Genomic DNA, 22493 nt, shown 5'->3' with positions numbered 1-22493 from the left:
AATGCAAGCTATGACGGCCAAATTAATAAGAGTGTTTACGAAGACCCTCCCGGAAGAAATGCGCCAGGAATTTGAGAATGAACGGGCAGTCCATACTCTTAGGAACTGCAAGTATTTGTCAGTGTTGGTAATGGTGTTTGAGCTGTTCAATATGTATATGATGGCCTGCGTCCGTGACGGTGGGCTGTCGGTGCACTCTCACAGGGTATATTTTGTACTGTACATCCTCCTTTTCACCATCAGCTTGGCTGGCTTTGTGCTCAGCCTGATATTTGAAAGGGATGTGGACAGATTTGCGGGACTCAGTTTAAAGCTGGCAGTGGCGGAAAGTGGCCTGTTCTGTCTGTGGGGTACTGCTGTGACTCTTTACGATCAGAGGGTGACGGAGAATGTAAGTGTATATCTGTGCATTGTACTTTCCGTTTCTATATTTGTCAGCTACCGTCCCTGGGAGGCTGTGATTGTTCTTGGCATCAACCAGATAATACTGATGCTCCTGTTTCCCACCTTCCAGCCGGTACCTACGAACAACATGGGGAACTATACCAATACGGCCTGTGCAACTATCATGGCAGTGCTGATTGCGGCTATGAGATACAATAATGGACTGGAAACCTTTCATTCCAGAAAAATTATTGTAAGTCAGAAGGAGAAAATTGAGGAAATGAACCGCAAGCTGCACATACAGGTTTTGACAGATGAACTGACCAGACTCTATAACAGGCGTTATCTGAAAGAAGTGATGCCTCAGGTCTGGAAGCAGTATCAGGAAGACAGCAGACAGGTTACTTTTGTAATGATGGATATTGATAACTTTAAGATATATAATGACACTTATGGACACCAGGCCGGAGATGACTGCATTGCCTTAATCGCAGGACTGCTGAAGTCCCATCTGAATCTGCCAGACTGTCATCTGCTTCGCTATGGGGGAGAAGAATTTCTTGCTATTATAGCAGGAAAGGGCGGGGAAGAGATCGCTGATAAAGTCAACAAAGCCCGGCTGGATCTGGAACAGAGAAAGCTGGAGAACCGGCAGGCTCCATTACCCTATGTAACCATCAGTGCAGGAATGGTTACACAGACATTGGATCAGACTATGAGGTTGGAGCACTGTATCCGCCAGGCAGACGTTTTGCTGTATCAGGCCAAACAAAAGGGAAAGAATCAGGTGATAATCGGACAGGATATGCCATAGTTCTTGTCTGCTGTCATCGTGTAGGATATAATATGGTTGGATGGCAGGTTGTCCTGTTTCTGACTGACAGTTCAGGAGAGCAGAAAATATAAAGAGTGATAGAGCAGACAAGGAGATGTTAATATGGAACCCGTGATACTGGCATCAGCATCGCCGAGACGGAGGGAACTCCTGCAGCAGGCAGGAATTTCCTTTGAGGTAAGACCGAGTGATGCAGAGGAAATAATTACAAAGACAGAACCCAGTGAGATAGTAGAGGAGTTATCCTTTCTAAAGTGCAGAGACATTGCCGAAAAAGTTCTGGGAGACAGAGTCATACTGGGGGCTGACACCATCGTATTTTTTCGGGGAAGGGTTTTGGGAAAGCCTTCGACAAAGCAGGAGGCGGAAGAAATGCTTGAGAGTCTTCAGGGAAAAACCCATGAGGTCTATACGGGTGTGACTTTTATCGTCCGGAAGGGGAAACACAGTGAGGTTCGTACATTTTCAGAAAAAACAGAAGTGACACTTTATCCCATGAATTCAGAGGAGATTCGGGCATACGCTGAGAGCGGTGAACCCATGGATAAGGCAGGCGCTTATGGGATCCAGGGGAAGTTTGCCGTATTTGTGAAGGAGATCCGGGGAGATTATAATAATGTAGTTGGGCTTCCGGTCAGCCGCCTGTATCAGGAATTGAAAAAGTACGGCCTCAAGGCCGCCCGTCGCGCGCCTCAGTTCTCCAAGAGATAACAGGCCCGGCAAACCAATTCAAAAATGCTCAAAAAGCCCGGAACCATGCGGTTTTCCGGGCTTTTTCCTTTCCCAAAAGTCTGTCTGTCTTTGTCCGATTTTGGCAGGATTTGACCTCGCCTGACCCGGTTTTTCTTGATTAATAATGGGGCAACAGGCCCTTTTTGACCCCGTTATGATTAAAAAATGGGGCAACTGCGAGCCGAAATCGGGGTGTTTTAGAGGGCATTTTCCCCTTCATTTTTTCGATTCCATGACGGCCTTTGTGAACGGTTTTTCTTTTGAAGGGGATGTCCTGATTTGTCAGGATTTGACCAAACCGAATCCAGTTTATCTTGTCCTTCTGAGTTGCCGCTGTTACGTTTCAAGTGGACGAACTCGCACATTTGCGGTGTAGCGTTCTTTCTACATATAATGAAAGCGTAAAGGAGGAACGCCCTATGAAAAAACGGAAATTCAAGATATACCTCACCCCCGCCGAGAACAGTATTGTGATTCAGAGCCTTAATCACCTGCGCAATACTATGCTCCGTGAAAATCGGGACACCGGCTGCCTGGATGAACTTCTGCTCAAAGCCATGTGCGCCCCGGTGAAGAAGATGTGAAATTACATATCGCAGCTTAATGAGCCGCTTATTCTTTTCAGCAAGAGTAAGCGGCTTTTTTCATGCCCATCTTTCGGAGTTCCCCCATACATAGCCGTCCGTCTTGCCAACGGGCGGCTAAATCTATGAAGAAGGAGGACATGAAAATGCCGGAACAGAGAAGCCGCCCCAGGGATGGCCGCGTGATCGCGCTGGCCAACCAGAAAGGCGGCACAGGCAAAACCACCACGACGGTGAACCTGGGCATTGGTTTAGCCCGTCTGGGGAAAAAGGTGCTGCTCATTGACGCAGACCCCCAGGGCGACCTCACCACCTGCCTGGGCTGGCAATACCAAGACAGCCTGCCCACCACCCTGGCCACCGTCATGGAAAAGGTGATCCGGGATGAGCCATTCACCACGGATGAGGGCATTTTGCACCACAGCGAGGGCGTAGACCTTATGCCCGCCAACATTGAGCTGTCCGCACTGGAAATGAGCCTGGTCAACGCCATGAGCCGGGAATTTACTCTGCGGACCTATGTCAATGAAGCCAAGAAGCACTATGACGTGGTTCTCATTGACTGTATGCCTTCCCTGGGCATGATTACGATTAACGCCCTGGCTGCGGCGGACAGCGTGATTATCCCGGTGCAGGCCCACTATCTCCCCGCCAAGGGCATGACCCAGCTTATGAAAACCATCAATAAAGTGAAGCGGCAGATCAACCCGGCTCTGAAGGTGGACGGGGTGCTGCTCACTCTGGTGGATGGGCGCACAAACCTTGCCAGACAGACAGCGGATACACTGCGGCAGAGTTACGGGAGCGTGTTGAAAATTTATCGTTCCGAGATTCCCGTAGCCATCAAAGCCGCAGAGATCAGCGCCGCAGGCAAGAGCATTTACACCTACGACAAGGGGAGCAAGGTGGCCCAGGCTTACGCGGAGTTTTCAAAGGAGGTGTTGGCGGATGGCGAAAAGCAACGGGCTAAACTTCAATCTTCCCTCAGTCGATGACCTGTTTTCCACGGAGGAAGAACGGGCCGAGGCGCGGCTTGAAAAGGTTGTCAACCTTTCGTTCTCGGAAATCAGCGACTTCCCGAATCACCCGTTCAAGGTTCGTATGGATGAAGCCATGCGGGAAATGACGGAAAGCGTGAAGCAGTACGGCGTATTGGTCCCTGCCCTGGTGCGCCCCAAACGGTCGGGCGGCTATGAAATGGTAGCTGGACACCGCAGGAAAAAGGCGGCGGATTTGGCGGGGCTTGCGGAAATCCCCTGTATTGTGCGGCAGCTCACCGATGATGAAGCCACGATTATCATGGTGGACTCCAACTTGCAGCGGGAGCAGATTCTGCCCTCGGAGAAGGCGTTTGCCTACAAAATGAAGCTGGACGCATTAAAACGACAGGGTCAGCGGACGGATTTAACTTCTTCTCCACTGGATAATAAGTTAAAAGGCGTTACAGCAGCCCAGCAGATCAGCAGGGATAGCGGAGATAGTCAACCTCAGATTTATAGGTATATCCGCCTTACCCACCTTATCCCGGAAATTCTGGAGCTGGTAGATAACTCAGTCCTTAAAGACCAGGAAATGCTCCAGATTGCTATGCGCCCTGCGGTGGAGCTGTCCTACCTGCGAAAAGAAGAACAGGCCGACTTGTTCGCTATCATGGACGAGATGGACTGCACCCCGTCCCATGCTCAGGCCATCAAAATGCGCCAGATGTCCGAAGCCAAGACCGGTGATGAAAGGCTGGCCAAAGACGCCCTTGTTTCCATTATGAAGGAGGAAAAGCCCAATCAAAAAGAACAGTTCAAAATTCCAAAAGAAAAAATCAGCCGGTTTTTTGCGCCGGGGACGCCCACGCAGAAGATCGAGGACACCATTGTTAAGGCGCTGGAACTCTACCGCAAGCGCCAGCGCAGTTTAGAGAGATAGTCCACTACCAAGGGAGCAGTGCGCCCATTTGCAGGGAACCGGCGTTTTCGCTGTTCCCCCTCTCCACACCTCACCCCCTCGTACAACCTAAACAGCCTAAAAAAGAAGATATTTGGGGAGGCTGATTCTTTCAAGAATCCACAGGTTTGGCAGACAGAACGGATGAGGTGGAGAACGCCTGGCGCGCCTCTCTTTTTTAGAACGTAAACAGAATCCAGCCGTAAGCAGCACATCCAGAGCGATGTGCTTTTTTTGCGGCCATTTCAAGGAGGTAACACGATGAAAGCATTGAGAAAGCCTCTGTCCCTGTTCATGGCCCTGCTCATGTGCCTGGGCGTGTTCGTAGGGACAGGAACCACGGCTTTTGCCGCAGGCGAAACCATGACGACGTATATGATCGACCTGCCCCGTGCCAGCGACCCCAACAAGGCCGGATGGGGCCATCCCGCCCTGAATTTCCTGGGCGGCTGGTCCACCGGAGAGAACGACAGCTTTTCCGTCCACACCCAGGACGCCTTCAATGGCAGGGCCATCTACTGTATTGAGCCGGGCGTCGGTGTGAATACCGGCGACCAGTACACGGGCCGGGGCGAAGATTTCTGGGATAACTACCCGTCCAACCTGAACCCCACCATCCCGCCGGATACCATCAAAGAATATATCGGGCGGATTATGACCTATGGCTGGCAGGGCAACGCCAGCACCTCATGGATGAGTGGGAACCCGGAGGACGCCAGCAAGATCGCGGGATATATCGCTACCCAGCTTCTTGTTTGGGAAACCGTCGTGGGTGAGCGCGACAGCCAGTTTAACCATGTGGACGCCAATGCCCAGGGCAAAAACAACGTGACGGAATATATCAGCGCCGATCATCCCCTATACAGCGAGATTTTCAGCCAGTATTCCGCCATTGAGAGCGCGGTCAAGCGCCACACTATGCTCCCCAGCTTTTTCAGCAGCACCGCAGACGCCGGTGCCTATGAGCTGAAATGGGACGGCCAGCAGTATTCCCTCACTCTCACGGATACCAACGGTGTGCTGGGCGACTACACCTTCTCCAGCAGCACCACCGGGCTGAATTTCTCCGTGGACGGCAACCAGCTCACCATCACTTCCGCCCAGGCCATCAAAGGCTCTGTGACCATTAAGGCGGAAAAAGTGACTGCCCAGCGCAGCGGTGTTGTGGTTTGGACAGACGGCGTTACTGGCGGCGGCAAGCAGGACTTTGCCACCTACGGGGAAACCGTTTCCGACCAGATGGTAGGCTATCTGAATCTGGAAGTGAAAACCGGCAATATGAAGCTGATTAAGACTTCCGAGGACGGACAGGTAGCCGGGATCAACTTCACTATCACTGGCGAGGGGTACAGCGCCACCAAGACCACCAATGAGGCGGGCGAGATTGACATCACCGACCTCAATCCCGGCGTTTATACCGTAACCGAGCAGTCGATTGATAAGTATGAACCCCAGGAAACCCAGCGCGTGACCATCGTCAGCGGCCAGACTGCTACCGTGAATTTCAACAACAAGCTGAAGCGTGGCAGCCTGGAAGTGACGAAAACCAGCGAAGACGGGCTGGTGGAGGGTATGACCTTCCACTTGTACGGCACATCCCTCTCCGGGCAGCCGGTGGATGAGTATGCTGTGACGGATTCCAGCGGTGTGGCGCGCTTTGAAAACGTGCTTATCGGCACAGGCTATGTATTGGAGGAGGTGGATACCCCCATCCGTTATGTGGTGCCGGATTCCCAGACAGCCACCATCGAGTGGAATGAAGTTACCCACAAGAGCGTGAACAACGTGCTGAAGAAATTCCGCGTCACCGTCACCAAGAGCGATGTGGAAACGGGTGCGCCCCAGGGCGATGGTTCCCTGGCCGGCGCTGTGTACGGGCTGTATAAGGGAGATACCCTCATTGACAGCTTTACCACGGACGAAAATGGCCAGTTCACCACTGGATATTACGTCTGCGATTCGGACTGGACAATCCGTGAAATCAGCCCCAGCGAGGGCTACCTGCTGGATTCCACCATCCACAAGGTGGGGGCGGAGCCGGAGCTGTATGAGATTGAGCTGAACGATACCGCCAACGACGTGACGGAGCAGATCATCAAAGGCGACATTGCCATCATCAAGCATACCGACGACGGGGAAACCCAGATCGAAACCCCGGAATCCGGCGCGGAGTTTCAGGTGTTCTTGAAAGCTGCGGGCAGCTATGAAAACGCCAGGGAATCCGAGCGCGATGTCCTTGTCTGCGATGAGAACGGCTTTGCTCAGTCGAAGAAGCTGCCCTATGGCACCTATATCGTCCGTCAGACCAAGGGCTGGGAAGGCCGCGAGCTGATGGACGATTTTGAGGTGTATGTTGCACAGGACGGGCAGACCTACCGTTACCTCATCAACAACGCCAATTTTGCCAGCTTCATCAAGGTGGTCAAGGTGGATGCGGAAACCGGCGTGACCATTCCCTATGCGGGGGCCGGGTTCCAGATTTACCGCCCGGATGGCAGCAAGGTGGAAATGACCTTCACCTATCCGACGCCTACCACGATTGATACGTTCTACACCAATTCCGAGGGCTATCTGGTAACGCCTGAAAAGCTGGAATACGGCACGGGATATTCCCTCGTTGAAGTCCAGGCCCCCTACGGCTATGTACTGGACAGCACCCCGGTTTACTTTGATGTGACTGAGGACAATTCCAGCGAGGAAGGCGGCGTGACGGTGATCGAAGTCACTAAGCCCAACATGGCCCAGAAAGGAATCATCAAAGTCAGCAAAACCGGCGAGGTGTTCTCCTCTGTGGCAGAAAGCGAGGGCGTTTACCAGCCGGTGTACGAGGTGCAGGGCCTGCCCGGCGCGGTGTTTGAAATTACTGCCCTGGAGGACATCTACACCCTGGACGGCACCTTGCGCTATTCTGCGGGCGAGGTAGTGGACACCATCACCACCGGCGAGGACGGAACGGCCCAGAGCCAGCCCCTCTACCTGGGCAAATTCCAGGTGAAAGAAATTCAATTCCCCCACGGCATGGTGGATACCGGCGAGAACATCACCAACGTGGAGCTGGTGTACGCAGGCCAGGAGGTGGAAGTCACCGAAACCTCTGCCAGCTTCTACAATCAGCGCCAGAAAGCACTTGTGACGTTGAACAAGGTGCTGGAGCAGGATGAAACCTTTGGCATTGGCATGAATGGCGAGATCTCCGCCGTGACCTTTGGCCTCTATGCCCAGGAGGATATCACCGCAGCGGATGGTTCCGTGATTCCTGCAGATGGGCTTCTGGAAATCGTTTCTGTGAATGAGAACGGCCAGGCCATTTGCAGCACCGACTTGCCTTTCGGCAGCTTCTACCTGAAAGAGCTGTCCACCGACAGTCATTATCTGCTGAACGGCGAAACCTTCCCATTCACCTTTGAGTACGGCGGGCCTTCCATTGCCGTGGTAGAGATTTCCGCCAATGATGGCGAGGCTGTCACCAACGAGCTGAGCCGCGGCGAAATCAAGGGCCTTAAAACCGATGAGAACGGCACGGGCCTGGGCGGGGCTGTCATCGGCCTGTTTCAGTCCGATGAAACCGAGTTTACCGCCGAAAACGCCCTTGCCACCGCCACTTCAGCGGAGGACGGCAGCTTCTCCTTCGCAGGCGTCCCCTACGGGAATTGGGTGCTGAAAGAGCTGGAAAGCCCGGAAGGGTTCATCCTCTCCGATGAAGTGATTCCCGTTACCGTGGAGGAAGATGGGCAGGTTGTGGAAATCTCCCTTGCCAATGAGCGCGTGTACGGCGACCTGCGGCTCACTAAGGTGGATAAGAATTATCCCGACAACAAGCTCACTGGGGCTGAGTTCGAGGTGTACCGTGATACCAATGGCAACAAAGAGCTGGACGAGGGCGACGAGCTGCTGGGCAAGCTGGAGGAAACCAGCACCGGCATTTATGAGATGTCCCACATCCTCTACGGCGGCGTGTTCGTAAAAGAAACCAAAGCGCCGGAGGGCTTTTTGCTGGATGAAAACGCCTACTATGTGGAGATCACCGAGAACGGCAAGATTTACGAGGTAGAGAACGAGGCCGGGATTGGATTTACCAACATGGCCCAGACCGGTTCCCTGCGGATTGAAAAGACGTCCAGCGACGGCAAGGTGGAAGGCTTCTCCTTCCGCGTGACCGGGGCCAACGGCTACGACCAGACTTTCAAAACCGATAAAAACGGCGAAATCTTCATCGAGGGGCTGCGCGTAGGCGATTACACCGTGTCCGAGGTGTCGGATGGGGCCAGCGCCAACTATGTGCTGCCTGCGGATAAGACGGTGACGATTTTTGCGGATAAGACCACCGTGGCGGAAATGCACAACGAGCTGCGCGATACCCCGAAAACCGGCGACGACAGCAAGCCCTGGCTGTGGGCGGCCCTGATGGGCGTGTCCGCTATGGGGGCTGCCGCCCTGGGCGTTGCGGCCTATGTGGGCAAGCGCAAGAAAGGCAAAAATACCGCAAAATAACGGCGGTTTGAATCTGTGTAAGGAGGAATGATTTTATGGAACTGAAAGCGATTATTGCCATCGGGCTGGTGGTATTCATCATCGGCTGCCTGATTTTCCTGAAAGTCAGAAGCCGGAAGAAGTAACCAGCCAGGGGCGGCCATGCGGGGCCGCCCCTTTTACATACCAAAAAAGAAAGGAGCTTTGCAGATGAGAGAACGATTTGAGCAACGACTGTTCCGCATCTTTGCCCAGGCTGGTTACTCCCCGGTGCAGCTTCTCACCATCACCCCGGAGGAGATGGTGGAGATCCCCGGCATTACCGTTCCCAACATCCGGGCGGTGCTGTGCGTCCAGAACAAGGTGCTGGCAGACCGGAATAAAGTCCGCAGCGGCAGGCTGGTGGAGGAATTGCTGAAAGAAGCCGAAGAAAGCAGGTGTTGCCATGAATGAACTGCACCTGCTGGACATACTGGCGGCCCGGCATGGCTGTTTCATCTCCGACTTAAATCTTTCGCCTATCCTGCGACGGGCGGCCCTTTTGGACCTGTGCAGGATGGATGAGAACAGCTACCCGCTGTCCCAATGGAGAGATACGGTGCGCTACCTTACCGGGGATGAACGGGATTTTGCCAGTGTAAAGGAAATCCAAGCATTTATCAAACAGGATATGGAGGCAGAGGGATGAACGATGATTCCACAGAAAAACGCATGGCCGGTGATTATGAGATTATCCAGGCGGTGCATATAGGCGACCGCGAGGTTGTCCTGGGGGAAAATCCGCAGGATGAAACCGGCATGAAGTATATGTGCGCCTTTTGCCGGCAGAACGCTTTGTTTGCAGAATACAGCGAAGTGATGGCCAGTGATGATTTCCCGGAGATTGTGGAGCTGTTCGGCCAGAGGATTGCCGAGCAAGCGCAGAAAACCCACATAGAACTCAACAAGCCCCGCATACAGGGCATAGACGATCACTCCATCACGGCGGAGGGCTGCATCCCCATTTCCCATGAGGATGATCTGCACGGGAAAATTGTGGTGATAAAGCCGGAGGTGCTGCGCCGGGAATACCGCAGGGCTACCCGCCAGCTCAAGCTCTGTCTGGGCGGCTTTGGGGCTTCTCCACACAGCCGGGGGTCCGCCTGTTACTGCGTTGACCTTTATACCGGAAAAGAAAGCCGCTATGAGCGCATGGACGTGCTGGGAACGATACAGCCGGAGGACCTTCCCGGCTGGGCCAAGCATGGCCTTACTGCGATTCAGCAGGAACAGGCCAAAAAGAAAACCGCAAAGGAGCGTGAGCGATGATGGATTACAGAGAAAACGCCGGATATATCATTACGGATTCCTGTCATGTGGGCGACAGCGAATTTGTGTTGGGCGTTCATTTGACAGCGCCCCAGCAGTTTGTCACCTGGAAATGCAGTAACCGGACGGACTACGATTGGGGCCACTATTTCAGCGACCTGTTTTCCGCGCAGAAGGATTTGGTGGCGCGGGCGCAGGAGGAGGTGCAGTGCCTGGAGGATCAGCGGCAGAACGCCATTGTGCCGGAGGCCCCTTCCTATTCCCCATGGGGCAAAGTCCAGGAATGTGAAACGCTCTGCCCTGGCGTTTATTCCGTTTCCACCCCAGGGCATGGCGGAATTATGGTGCGCCGGGAATTGGCGGAAAAGATATTCCGAAAAGAAGCGATGGGCTGCGGCTTTATAGAGGGCGGCTACCTCTGCTTCGAGGAGGACTGCGACGCGCAGGTGGCTCTCCGGGAGCTGATGGATAAAAAGATGATCCAGGCTCCAGTGAACGAGCGCTTTGGCCCCGGCGCGTATGAGGCTGTCATCAATAGCAGCGTGCAAATTCACCACCCCGAATATTGGCAGGCACGGGAAAAGGCCATATCGGAACAAAACCGACAAGCGAAAAAGAAAGGACGTGAGCGATGATGGAACTGACAATTACCAGCATGACCCCGGTGGATCGCCTGTATGCGTACAACCAGGGCAGCCAGCTTGAAGGGCAAACCGGCTGTATCGGCCATCTGCGCGGGGATTTTGGCGCTGGAAAAGAGTTTTACACTTCCTGGTTCGACCATCGGAGGGAATACAAGACGGACGAGTTTAAGGCGGAGCTTGATGAGGTGGTCAACACTCTGCGGGAGAAGAATGGGCTGCTCTGTACCCGTGACAGCATGACCAGGTTTTGCTATCAGAACCCGGAGGCTGAGTTTGAGGGAAACTACTGCGCCGAGTATGGTTTTAAGGTGCAGACGCCCCAGCACACCTATATGCTCCGGTGCAATCCCAATTATGGAGACTACAACTTTTACCTCTACGCCTACGTTGCCCGATTCCTGGAACACCACATGGAAAAGGCCAAACAGGGTATCCGGTTTATCACGCCCGGCTACAAGGAGCTGTTCCGCATTCCCGACGGCGACCACATCCGCATTTTCACTGGCGGCGGAGAAACCCGCGACCGCACCTGCCGGTTCATCGACGAAACCCATTTTGAAACCAGCGGCGGGTATTCCAGCGCCCTGTATCATATTTGCGAATTTGCGGAGCGATTGGAGCAAACTCACGGGAGCGTAATCCCACTGCGTTCTTCTCTGCCGGTGCAGTGCTTCAGTGTACTTCCCTCATCCGGGGAGCTGATTCTTCTGACCAGGGGCGAAAAAGGCTACAGCCCTTGCTATGATTTTTCAACTCCTGACGTTCAACAGAACCGAGAGTTTGCAGACGACCGCAATGTGAAGAATGGCGTTACCAAAGCGCAGGAGGCCGCTATGCTGGCCGGCTCCATGTTTGGCTGGCAGACCCCAGCCGCCGACCCTAAAAACTATGATGAGCAGGGACAGCCCATCAGGCCCAGGCAGAAAGATCGAGGTGAAGCCCGATGAAGGAGGAAAGACACGTCATCTGGAGCAATTATGGCCTGGACTATGAGGATTGGCGGGACGATCTGGAGGCAGAATACCCGGATTTATCCGAAAATGAGCGCATTTCTCTGATGTATGAAATCAATGGGGATTACCTGGATGATGAACGCGCTAACCTCAATGTGCAGCTCTCCCAGCCGATTTTAGTCGTAGGCGACCTGGGCCTGTGGAATGGACGGCGCATGGGATATAAGGAAATCCCCAGCGGCAACATCCGGGACTGCCTGTATTCCGATACGGATTATTCCACCTGGTATGTGGACCGGCTGGGCGATCTGCGGTGCGACGCCATCCACCATGATGGCACGAACTTTTACCTCTACCGCGTTTACAAGGACAGCGCCAGCCCTTCTCAAATTGAACTGCTGAAAGAAAAATTATATCGCGGCATTGCAACCCGCGCCGATATTACGAGAGTGACCCGCAGGCTGGGCGATGACATCGCTAAAGTCTACGGGTTTTCCATTCCCCGGCAGCGGCAGGCCGCCGCCATGGAAAGATGAGGTGATAAAAATGGCGTCTTTACCGCCCGTAAAACTGGATACGCATGAGGACTGGTTCAACTTGCTGATGACGGTTCTCCATCAGCAGGCGGAACAGAACCCCTATGAAGAATACCGGGAGATGGCTCAAAAGCTGATCGACCAGTTTATGCGCTATGGGAGGCCCTTTGTTGACAGTGACCATGCGCCCTGCGTGGCGCTTCGGATGTACCCGAAGGAGGCCGGAAATACCATCTGGCTGTTACTGCTCTCCCTGTGCAATCAATATGACCCGGATAAGGATTACAGCGCAGAACTGAAAGCTGCGAAAAAAGAATAAGAAAAGGAGGGGCAACCGATGGCGATACGATATAAAGCCTTGACGGAGCTGTACCAGGAAACGCAGCGCAGCGTAACAGCTCCCGACCAGTGGCGGGCGTTTCTGGCTTCTGCCTGCCGCAACTACCGGCTTCCATTTGATGAACAACTGCTTGTCTACGCCCAGCGCCCAGACGCCACCGCCGTCCTGGAGATTGAGCGATGGAACCGGCAATTTGGGCGCTGGGTAAACCGGGGCGCAAACGGCATTGCCGTTTTTGACGGGGAACACAATGGCAAGCCCCGGCTGAAATACTACTTTGATATTTCCGATACCCATGAGGCCCGGTTCCCCCGGCCCGTCCCCCTTTGGACGGTGCGGGAAGAATACGCGCCGGACATCATTGAAACGCTGGAAAACAGCTTTGGGGAGCTGGAGCATAAGGAGGATTTGGGCGAAGCCCTGCTCTCTGCGGCAAAGAACGCCGTAGAGGACAATATGCCCGACTATCTTTCTGAATTGAAAACCCTTACAGAAGGCAGCTTTCTGGAAGAACTGGACGAGCTGAACCTGGAGGTGGAATACCGCAGGGCGGTGCAAAACAGCATTGGATATATGCTGCTGGTGCACTGCGGCCTCGACCCGTCTGATTACTTTGAGGATGAGGATTTTCGGGATGTGCTGAATTTCAACACACCGCAGACGCTGAACGCTTTGGGCGTGGCTGCCGGGGACATCTCCCAGATGTGCCTTTCCGCCATTTCCCGCACGGTCCTTGCCCTGCAAAGACAGCCTCAAAAAGAAAATCGCACATTTGAACCCCAGCAGAAAAACCAGTATGCTGTAACTGAACAGGAAAACACACAGCCGGAAAGGAGTTTTGAATATGACCGAGATCACTTACACCAGGCAGGGCGACTACAATCTGCCGAACCTTCTGCCGCCCCAGGAGGAGCCGGTTCCCCATGGGAAATACGCATTGCTTCGGAAGAAATTTCTCAAGGAGCACCGCAGGGTGACGTACACGAACCTGCTGACCAGCGGGAAATTGAACACACATCTGGCGGAGATCCAGCAGAACGCCCAGCGCCGGATGGAGGAAATCGTGGCGCAGATGGCGAAAGCCGAGGGCGTGACGGAGGAACTGAAAGCCAGAGATCAGATGAAGTGGGTGCAGATGATGAACAACCTGCAGAACGCGGCGGAGGAAACGGTGCTGGCGGAGCTGATCTACAGCTAACGACCCAAGAGCCGGAACCGGGAGAAAGCGCAGGTGGCAAACAGCTCCCTGCGCTTTTGGATGAAAAGCAGATCATGGCCATCATCGCCAACAAGGACGACGACCTGAAATATAAGAAAAATCAGATCGAGCTTTTCTTCTCTGTTCACAGCGACGCCCAGGAACGGGCGGACTACCTGAAATCCGCCTATCACGACCGGTACACTGAAATCATCGCGGACGGGCAGCGCCTGGGATATAAGCCCCAGGAGAATGGCCTGCTCATGTGGGAAGGCTCTTACCCATCCCGCACCAAGGAATCCGTTTTTTCCTGGGATATTGTGGCCCAGTGGACTGCCCAGCTCATTGACAAAAAAGAATATTTCATTCAGACGGACATCCCGCAGCTCCCTACCCAGGAGAGCCAGCAGATGTCCCTTTTTGATTTTGCGGCGTTTCAGCAGCCAGCCCAGGCCGAGGGTACGGCCCAACCATCCATTTTCCCTCACCCGGCTCTGCCCCAGCAGGTAATCGACGAGGCGCTGTGCATTGGTGCCAACGACCAGAACAGCCGCCTCATCATCTGCGCCTATTTCAAAAAGGATAAGCCGGACAATGCCCGGTTCCTTTCCGAACACTACGGCGAAAACGGCGCTGGTTTTTATCTGGATGGCCGACAGTATGCCATCTGGTACAACGCCGAGGGAATCCGCATTGCCCAGGGCGAAAGCGCCCAGCGTTCCAGCGCCACCCTCATCCCCTGGGAACAGGCGGCGGCCCGTATCCGGGAACTGCTGGACTTGGGCCGGTATATGCCCCAGAGCGAGCTGGATCGGGTGGATGAGTATGAGCGCCAGCAACGGGCCGCGCAGCTATGGTATCTCCGGCAGGATTTTGCAGAAGGCACTGCCGACGCGGGCTATCTTCCCACGGTGAATGCCATTTACGGTAAAAATCATGGGTTTCCAGAGGAAAGCGCCGCCATAAGCGATTTGTTAGGCCATCCGGAGGAGCTGCAGAACCTGCGGGATGAGCTGGAGCAGTTTGTCCAGGCATACAGAGAGAACCGGGAACTGCTGCGATTCCATTTCCACCGTCCGCAAAAATTGCTGGAGCAGCTTTCCGACCTGCAGCGGGAACCGCTGCACTTTACCGCCGCCGAAGGGTACGCCCCCCAGCGGCGTTTTTTCATCTCCGGGGACGAGATCGACAACCTTCTCCGGGGTGGAAAACGCAGCACCGATTACCGGCTGGCCGTGTATTCTTTCTATCGCAACCACACAGAGCGCAAGGAACGGGAGAATTTCTTAAAGCACTACCACGGCGAGTACAGCGGCCATTCCGGTGGGAATGACGATGTGACCTACCAGCTCAGTAAAGGTGTTTCTTTCAGCCACGGCAGTATTACCGCCCCCTACGCCAAGGTGGAGCTGAAATGGAACGCCGTGGAAAAGCGCGTCAGCGCCATGATCGTCCAGGGGCGGTTCCTCACCGATGAGGACCGTGCCGCTATGCCGCAGTATGAGAAGCACCAGCTTGCTCGAAATATCCGCACTTTCTTTGAGAACGTACCCCAGGAGCAGCCCCACCCCTATCCCTTCGGCTTTGACTATTGGGACGCGGTGAAGCTCATCGAGCCGCAGCTTGATGACCCGGCCCGTGTGGAAGAAATCTATCAGATGATGGTCCCCATTTGGGAGGCCACCCCGCAGGATGACAGGATGTACACCCTGCGCCGGCAGGCGTTTGAAAACCTCGCCGCCTTCCGGCAGGGAACCTTCACGCTCTTTGCGGAGCACAAGGAGCCGGTAGCCCCCACCACGCCGCAGGCGAAAGCCTACGACCTGGGCTATGGCCATCTGGGAAATGGGCTTACTGTGTGGAACCGGCTGGAGGAAGAACACGGGGACTACAAAACAGTGGCCCACATCGCCCCAGACCGCACGGTGACGATTTACGACGAGGAAATGCCCCAGGCGGTGCGGGAGGAAATCCAGCGGATTGCGGATACCTCGGAAATGACGATTTCCGCCACCCAGGATGCGCCGGTGTTCACTGTGCCGCCCAGAGTGCAGGAACCACCCCAAAAAGAAGAACTGGCAGACCCCTACCCGGAGCTGGCCGCCCAAGTGCTGCGCTTTGTGGGAGAGTTTGACGGTTCCCGCATGGGCTATGGCGAAGATGACGCCCAGGCGGTGGAGAATATCGCCCAGCAGCTTCACGACCCTGTTCAGCGGGAGGAAATCCGCAGACTGCTTCAATCCTTCCTGGACCATGCGGACCCGGAAGAAGAAATCGCGGTGGACATCACTCTCTGTATGGAGCAGATCGCGGAGCTGCCCCCGGCCCTTACCCCGGAACAGGCGCAGATAGAAGAAATCGCCGGTTATCTGGAGGAGGCCGGATATGCGGCTTCCAGCGAACTAATCGAAGAAGGCTTGATGGATTACCGTGCTCATGGCGGCAAAGGTAACTGCCAGGATGTTGCCGACTTCATTGAGCGCGAGTTTTTGTCCGAGGAGCCGGAACCTGCTTCACTGGAGATCGCCAAAGAGTTTATCAACGATTTCTGCGTGGCCGAGTATGGCAGCCCAGCAGATTTCAGCGATTTGGAAAAGGTGGGCATTGCCTACACTACCGTCACCGATGAGGAAATCCCCATCCAGGTCAATGCCGATTTGGTCCATTACCGCATGGAGCGTTACCTGGGCGGGCAGTTTTTGGAGCGCAGGCAGTACGAGAGTCTGGATGAACTCATCCAAAACGAGCTGGCCGAACTTGATTTTGATGACCTCATTTCCGTTTCCGATGGAGAATTGGAATCCATCGGTGCCATGCCGGAGCAGGGGTCAGATGGCTATTTCTTACTCAGCCGCCTAAAAGCCGACTGTGAATATTTCCTTGGCGCTGGCGGACGGGCGGAAAAGCACCTGTGGGCTGGGAACGTACGAGAGCAAATCGCCAAAATGCGGGAACTCTACGCCGCCCTGCCGGAAAAACCGGAATGGCTCACACAGGAGGACATCGAACGCTATGCCCAGCGCATGGAGCCGCCTTTTGAGGTGGTGGTGTACCATCACTTTGAAAATGGATTTGATGAACGGCTGGATTACCAAACGCTGGCGGAGGCAGAACAGGCGGCGCAGAAGTATGTGGCCGGCACCATGGAGGGCGAGGATGGCTTTGCCTATGACGGCGCTGGTGTCTATGACCTTCAGGAGAACAGATGGCTGCGGGTTTACGGGAACTTCCCGGATGAACGGGCCATGGAGCAGGCGAAACAAGCCCCTGCCACAGAAGAACCGACAGCCAGCCCAGAGCAGGCCGATTTACAGCCCCAAAAAGAAGAAGCACTCCCACCCCCGCCGAAGCGCCCCCGCCGTGAGCGCATTACCTTCACGACTCTGCACCCAGAGGCTCCCAGGGACCAGCGCCATGATTTCCGTATTACCGATGACGCCCTGGGCCATGGCACCCCCAGCGAGAAATACGCGGCCAATGCTGCCGCCATCCGCACGTTGAAGCAGATCGAAGCTGAAGAACGGCTGGCCACGCCCGAAGAACAGAAAATCCTATCCCGCTATGTGGGATGGGGCGGCCTTGCGGACTGTTTTGAGGAAACCAGCCCCCACTATGAGGAGCTGAAATCCCTGCTGGATTCGGAGGAATACGCGGCGGCCAGGGCCAGCACCCTCACCGCCTTTTACACGCCGCCCGTGGTTATCCGGGGAATCTACAAGGCCCTCGCTCAGATGGGCTTTACCCAGGGCAATATCCTGGAGCCATCCTGCGGCACCGGCAATTTCTTGGGCCTTTTGCCTGCTGACATGGCGGGCAGCAAAGCCTATGGCGTAGAGCTGGATTCCATTTCCGGGCGGATTGCGGGCCAGCTTTACCAGAACGCCAGCATTTCCGTAAACGGCTTTGAAACCGTGCAAATGCCCGACAGCTTTTTTGATGTGGCCGTGGGCAACGTCCCCTTTGGGGATTTCAAGGTGCTGGATAAGCGGTATGACAAGCACCACTGGCTCATCCACGACTACTTTTTCGGAAAGACGCTGGACAAGGTGCGGCCCGGCGGTATCGTGGCGTTCATCACGTCGAAAGGCACGCTGGACAAGGAAAACTCCGCTGTCCGCAAATACCTGGCCCAGCGCGCCGACCTCATCGGGGCCATCCGCCTGCCGGATAACACCTTCAAGCGGAACGCCGGAACGGAAGTGACCAGCGACATCATTTTCCTGCAAAAGCGCGACCACATCACCGATTTGGAGCAGGATTGGGTTCATTTGGACACAGATGAAAACGGAATCCGCATGAACCGCTATTTCGTGCAGCACCCGGAGATGATTCTGGGCGACATGGTGATGGAATCCACCCGGTTCGGGCCGGACAGCGCCTGCAAAGCCCGCGAGGGTGAAGATTTGTCCGAGCAACTTGCCAATGCCATCCAGTTTTTGCAGGCGGAAATCAAGCCCTACGAGCTGGAGGAACTGGACGAGGAGGAAGATAAATCCATCCCCGCCGACCCCACTGTGAAGAATTTCAGCTATACGCTTGTAGACGGGCAGGTGTACTACCGGGAAAACAGCCTCATGCACCCGGTGGAAGTCTCCGTCACGGCGGAAAACCGTATCCGTGGCATGATCGAGCTGCGGGAATGTGTCCGCAGGCTCATTGAATACCAGACTGAAGGCTACCCGGATGAGGATATTGCAGCCGAGCAGCAAAAGCTCAATGTTCTTTACGACAGCTTTACCGCCAAGTACGGCCTGATTAACAGCCGGGGCAACAAGCTGGCCTTTTCGGAGGACTCCAGCTACTGTCTGCTCTGCTCTTTGGAGGTGTTGGATGAGCAGGGCAACCTAAAAAGAAAAGCCGATATGTTCTCCAAGCGCACCATCCGTCCCCATGTGGCTGTCACCAGCGTGGACACGGCCAGTGAAGCGTTGGCGGTGTCCATTTCGGAAAAAGCCCGTGTGGATATGGACTATATGGCGGAGCTGTCGGGGAAATCCCCGGAGGAACTGGAACAGGAACTTGCCGGGGTGATTTACCGGGATATTCGCTGCGCGGAGAACCCGGAGGACATCCTGCCTTCTTTGGCCGATCTGAGCCGCTATCCTCTTGTCACAGCGGATGAGTACCTTTCCGGGAAAGTGCGCCAAAAGCTGCGGATGGCAAAAGCCTTCCTGGAAGTGGCCCCCGATCATCAGAAAGAAGCCGCCCGCAGAAATGTGGAGGCTTTGGAGGCGGTTCAGCCCCAGGACCTGGGCGCTGGTGAAATCGGCGTGCGCATTGGTGCAAACTGGGTGCCCATCGAGGTGTACCAGCAGTTCATGGTGGAGCTGCTCACCCCCAATTACTATGTGCGGGACCGTATCAGAATCCTGCGTTCTGAAGCCACCGGCCAGTGGAGTATCCGGGAGAAAAACGCCGACCGCAGCAATGTAAAGGCCAACACCACCTACGGCACCAAGCGGATGAGCGCCTACCACATCCTGGAGCAGACCCTGAATCAGAAGGATGTGCGGGTATTTGACTATATTGAGGACGAGAACGGCAAGAAAAAGCCTGCCCTCAACAAGAAAGAAACCGCCATTGCCCAGGATCGGCAGGAACTCATCAAGCAGAAGTTTGCCGAGTGGATTTGGAAAGATATTGATCGCCGGGAACTGCTGTGCCGCATTTATAACGAAACCTTCAACGGCGTCCGCCCCCGTGAGTATGATGGGAGGCACATCCGGTTTGAGGGCATGAACCCGGAAATTTCCTTACGTCCCCATCAGATCAATGCCATTGCGCACATTTTGTACGGTGGAAACACCCTGCTGGCCCACGAGGTAGGGGCAGGCAAAACCTACGAGATGGTGGCAGCCGCCATGGAGATGAAGCGCCTGGGGCTTTGCACCAAGTCGCTGATTGTGGTGCCAAACCACATCACGGAGCAGTGGGCGGCGGAATGGCTCCAGCTCTATCCCAGCGCCAATATCTTGGTTGCTACGAAAAAAGATTTTGAAACCCAGAACCGGAAGAAATTTTGCAGCCGCATTGCCACCGGGGACTATGACGCCATCATTATCGGGCACTCGCAATTTGAGAAAATCCCCATGAGCGTGGAGCGCCAGCAGGCTATTTTGGAGCGCCAGATTGAGGAAATCCTGGAAGGGATCGAACAGGCCAAGGCGCAGAAGGCGGAACGCTACACGGTCAAGCAGATGGAGCGTACCCGGAAATCGCTGGAGACAAGGCTGGCCAAGCTCAACGACCAAAGCCGTAAAGATGACGTGGTCACTTTCGAGCAATTAGGTATCGACCGCCTTTTTATCGACGAGAGCCACTATTTTAAGAACTTGTTTTTGGCGACAAAAATGCGCAACGTGGGCGGCATTGCCCAGACCGAAGCCCAGAAATCCAGCGATCTGTTTATGAAAACGCAGTATCTGGACGAGCTGACGGGCGGGCGCGGCACAATTTTTGCTACTGGCACCCCCATTTCCAACTCCATGGTAGAGCTTTATACCATTCAACGGTATTTACAGTACCGGCTCCTGCAGGAGATGGGCCTGATCCATTTTGACGATTGGGCAAGTAACTTTGGGGAGACTGTCACCGCCATCGAGTTATCGCCGGAGGGCACCGGCTACCGTGCTAAAACCAGGTTTGCCAAGTTTTATAACCTGCCGGAGCTGATGGCTGCTTTCAAGGAGGTGGCTGACATCCAAACAGCGGATATGCTCAAACTCCCCGTGCCCAAGGCCAACTTCCACACGGAAGTAATCCAGCCCTCGGAGCTTCAGAAGGAGATGATAAGGGGGCTGGCGGAACGGGCAGAGAAAATCCGTGCCGGTGGGGTTGACCCCCATGTGGACAATATGCTCCGCATTACCAATGACGGGCGGAAATTGGCGCTGGATATGCGGCTGATTCAGCCTCTGGCCCCGGATGACCCCAATGGCAAGGTGGCTGTCTGCGCCCGGAATGTGTTCCGCATCTGGGAACAGACCAAAGAAAAACGCTCTGCCCAGCTTGTGTTCTGCGACCTGTCCACACCTACCACCGACGGCTCGTTCAGTGTTTATGACGACCTAAAAAAGAAACTGATGGACGCCGGAATCCCGGAGGAGGAAATCGCCTTTATCCACACGGCGGACAGCGAAGCCAAAAAGAAGGAACTGTTTTCCAAAGTGCGCGCCGGGCAGGTGCGGGTGCTGCTGGGTTCTACAGCTAAGATGGGCGCAGGCACCAATGTGCAGGACCGCTTGATTGCCCTACACGATTTAGACTGCCCCTGGCGGCCCTCTGATCTGCAGCAGCGGCTGGGGCGCATCGTCCGCCAGGGCAATGAAAACGAGGAGGTGGAAATCTATCGCTATGTCACCGAGGGCACCTTTGACGCTTACCTCTACCAGCTCGTGGAGAACAAGCAGAAGTTTATCGCCCAGATCATGACCAGCAAGGCCCCCGTCCGTGTGGCGGATGATGTGGATGAAACCGCCCTGAGCTATTCGGAGATCAAGGCGCTGGCCACCGGCAATCCGTTAATTATCGAGAAGTGCAACCTGGATATGGAGGTGGCGCGGCTGAATATGCTGAAAGCCAGCCACTTGAACCAGGTATATGCCCTGGAGGAGCTGGTGTACCGCAAGTACCCGGAGGAGATCACCCGGCTCACGGAACGGATCGCGGGTTATGAGCAGGATTTGGCGCTGGCGGCGGCCCACCCCAAGGCCCAGGAGGGCTTCTGCGGCATGGAGGTGGATGGCAGGCACTACACCGAAAAAGAGGACGCCGGCAAGGCTATCATTGATGTTTGCACCCGTATGACAGGTTCCGACGCTGTTCTTTTGGGGCAGTACCGGGGCTTTTCCATGGTGCTGGCTTATGATGGCAGGAGCAACGAATACCGGATCACACTCAAAGGCACTCTTTCCCATACGGTGACGCTGGGGGCGGATGTGTTCGGCAATATCACCCGCCTGGACAACGCTCTGGAAAACCTTGCAGGCAGCCTGCAGGCCGAGCAGAACAGCCTGGAGGAAACCAAGGCCCAGCTTGAAAACGCCCGCACGGAATTGGCTACACCTTTTGCCCGCGAGGAGGAGCTGGCGGAGAAAACAGACCGTTTGAAAGAGCTGAATATTCTGCTCAACATGGATGAGAAAGACAAGACATTGATGGACGATACCCCAGACGAGGGCGAGGATGTGCCTGCCCGGAGGGTTGCGGAGCTGGCACGGTAAAGGAGGATACGATGACCAACGAAGAATTGAATACCAGGCTCTATGAGAAAATGTTTGCAGAACAGGAGCAGTTCCGGGACTGGCTGCTTTCCCAGCCGGCGGCTGAGATTTTGAACCACGCCTACGAGTACACAGTGCGGGAGGACATCCTGATGTCTCTTGAATACCACGATCTGGAGGATAGTCAGGCCAGGGCGCTGCTGAAATCCGGCAAGCCCTTGAAGCAGATTTTTGAGCGGTGGGAAGATAAAGAAACATCCCACATGGAAAATATTTGGGATACCGTCCAGGAACAGGCCAGAGCCGCTGAAGCCAAACAGAAAGCCAAAGCGCAGAAAGAACGGTAATC

The 22493-nt window shown here is 54.9% G+C and carries 17 protein-coding genes; 16 read left to right on the top strand and 1 reads right to left on the bottom strand.

Features of this window, described 5'->3' with window-relative positions; translation table 11 throughout:
- Position 1 precedes the first annotated feature (1 nt).
- The 13 genes from GKG41_RS12520 to GKG41_RS12465 all read left to right on the top strand — a co-directional run bounded on the left by GKG41_RS12520 (position 2) and on the right by GKG41_RS12465 (position 12703).
- Complete coding sequence (locus tag GKG41_RS12520) at positions 2-1198, top strand: GGDEF domain-containing protein (RefSeq protein WP_154259081.1); 1197 nt, start codon at positions 2-4, stop codon at positions 1196-1198.
- Between the two features lie 123 nt (positions 1199-1321).
- On the top strand, positions 1322-1930 hold the full coding sequence (locus GKG41_RS12515; protein WP_154259079.1) for a Maf family protein: 609 nt from the start codon (positions 1322-1324) through the stop codon (positions 1928-1930).
- A 440-nt stretch (positions 1931-2370) separates the two neighbouring features.
- A complete protein-coding gene (locus GKG41_RS23165; RefSeq protein WP_015535538.1) occupies positions 2371-2535 on the top strand; it encodes a hypothetical protein in 165 nt (54 codons plus the stop codon).
- Between the two features lie 146 nt (positions 2536-2681).
- Positions 2682-3530: an AAA family ATPase gene (locus tag GKG41_RS12510; RefSeq protein WP_154259108.1), complete on the top strand. Its 849-nt coding sequence runs from the start codon at positions 2682-2684 to the stop codon at positions 3528-3530.
- Entirely contained in the window at positions 3484-4455 is a 972-nt protein-coding gene (locus GKG41_RS12505) for a ParB/RepB/Spo0J family partition protein (RefSeq protein ID WP_154259078.1), read from the top strand. Before GKG41_RS12510 ends, GKG41_RS12505 begins: the two co-directional genes overlap by 47 nt.
- Positions 4456-4734: 279 nt before the next feature.
- Positions 4735-8964 (top strand): SpaA isopeptide-forming pilin-related protein, encoded by a 4230-nt coding sequence (locus GKG41_RS12500; RefSeq protein ID WP_154259076.1) that lies wholly within the window; start codon positions 4735-4737, stop codon positions 8962-8964.
- A 189-nt stretch (positions 8965-9153) separates the two neighbouring features.
- Complete coding sequence (locus GKG41_RS12495) at positions 9154-9396, top strand: hypothetical protein (protein WP_087242929.1); 243 nt, start codon at positions 9154-9156, stop codon at positions 9394-9396.
- Complete coding sequence (locus GKG41_RS12490; RefSeq protein WP_117685575.1) at positions 9389-9631, top strand: hypothetical protein; 243 nt, start codon at positions 9389-9391, stop codon at positions 9629-9631. The genes GKG41_RS12495 and GKG41_RS12490 overlap by 8 nt, the downstream gene beginning before the upstream one ends.
- The gene (locus tag GKG41_RS12485; protein ID WP_154259074.1) at positions 9628-10251 is read left to right on the top strand and encodes a hypothetical protein; all 624 of its coding nucleotides are present in this window, start codon (positions 9628-9630) and stop codon (positions 10249-10251) included. Before GKG41_RS12490 ends, GKG41_RS12485 begins: the two co-directional genes overlap by 4 nt.
- Complete coding sequence (locus GKG41_RS12480) at positions 10248-10886, top strand: hypothetical protein (RefSeq protein ID WP_154259072.1); 639 nt, start codon at positions 10248-10250, stop codon at positions 10884-10886. The genes GKG41_RS12485 and GKG41_RS12480 overlap by 4 nt, the downstream gene beginning before the upstream one ends.
- Positions 10883-11842, top strand: a complete 960-nt coding sequence (locus GKG41_RS12475; protein WP_243133840.1) for a hypothetical protein — start codon at positions 10883-10885, stop codon at positions 11840-11842. The genes GKG41_RS12480 and GKG41_RS12475 overlap by 4 nt, the downstream gene beginning before the upstream one ends.
- Positions 11839-12384 carry a hypothetical protein gene (locus GKG41_RS12470; RefSeq protein ID WP_087242938.1) on the top strand — a complete coding sequence of 182 codons (546 nt, stop codon included), beginning with the start codon at positions 11839-11841 and terminating at the stop codon, positions 12382-12384. The genes GKG41_RS12475 and GKG41_RS12470 overlap by 4 nt, the downstream gene beginning before the upstream one ends.
- Before the next feature lie 10 nt (positions 12385-12394).
- Entirely contained in the window at positions 12395-12703 is a 309-nt protein-coding gene (locus GKG41_RS12465; protein WP_015535527.1) for a hypothetical protein, read from the top strand.
- Here GKG41_RS12465 and GKG41_RS23325 read toward each other — a convergent pair.
- Positions 12626-13468 (bottom strand): hypothetical protein, encoded by an 843-nt coding sequence (locus tag GKG41_RS23325; RefSeq protein WP_199884595.1) that lies wholly within the window; start codon positions 13466-13468, stop codon positions 12626-12628. The genes GKG41_RS12465 and GKG41_RS23325 overlap by 78 nt on opposite strands.
- Before the next feature lie 100 nt (positions 13469-13568).
- On the opposite strand from GKG41_RS23325, the gene GKG41_RS23320 reads away from it, so the two are divergent.
- The 3 genes from GKG41_RS23320 to GKG41_RS12455 all read left to right on the top strand — a co-directional run bounded on the left by GKG41_RS23320 (position 13569) and on the right by GKG41_RS12455 (position 22491).
- Positions 13569-13922, top strand: coding sequence for a TnpV protein (locus GKG41_RS23320; RefSeq protein WP_199884594.1), 354 nt, complete (start codon positions 13569-13571; stop codon positions 13920-13922).
- 74 nt (positions 13923-13996) lie between these two features.
- On the top strand, positions 13997-22144 hold the full coding sequence (locus GKG41_RS12460) for an LPD11 domain-containing protein (RefSeq protein ID WP_243133847.1): 8148 nt from the start codon (positions 13997-13999) through the stop codon (positions 22142-22144).
- A gap of 11 nt (positions 22145-22155) precedes the next feature.
- Positions 22156-22491, top strand: coding sequence for a DUF3848 domain-containing protein (locus GKG41_RS12455; RefSeq protein WP_154259068.1), 336 nt, complete (start codon positions 22156-22158; stop codon positions 22489-22491).
- Positions 22492-22493: the final 2 nt, after the last annotated feature.

Origin of the sequence: Lactonifactor sp. BIOML-A5, assembly GCF_009677585.1 — a bacterium.
Classification (GTDB): domain Bacteria; phylum Bacillota; class Clostridia; order Lachnospirales; family Lachnospiraceae; genus Lactonifactor.
This window is presented reverse-complemented; position numbering and strand designations above follow the sequence as displayed.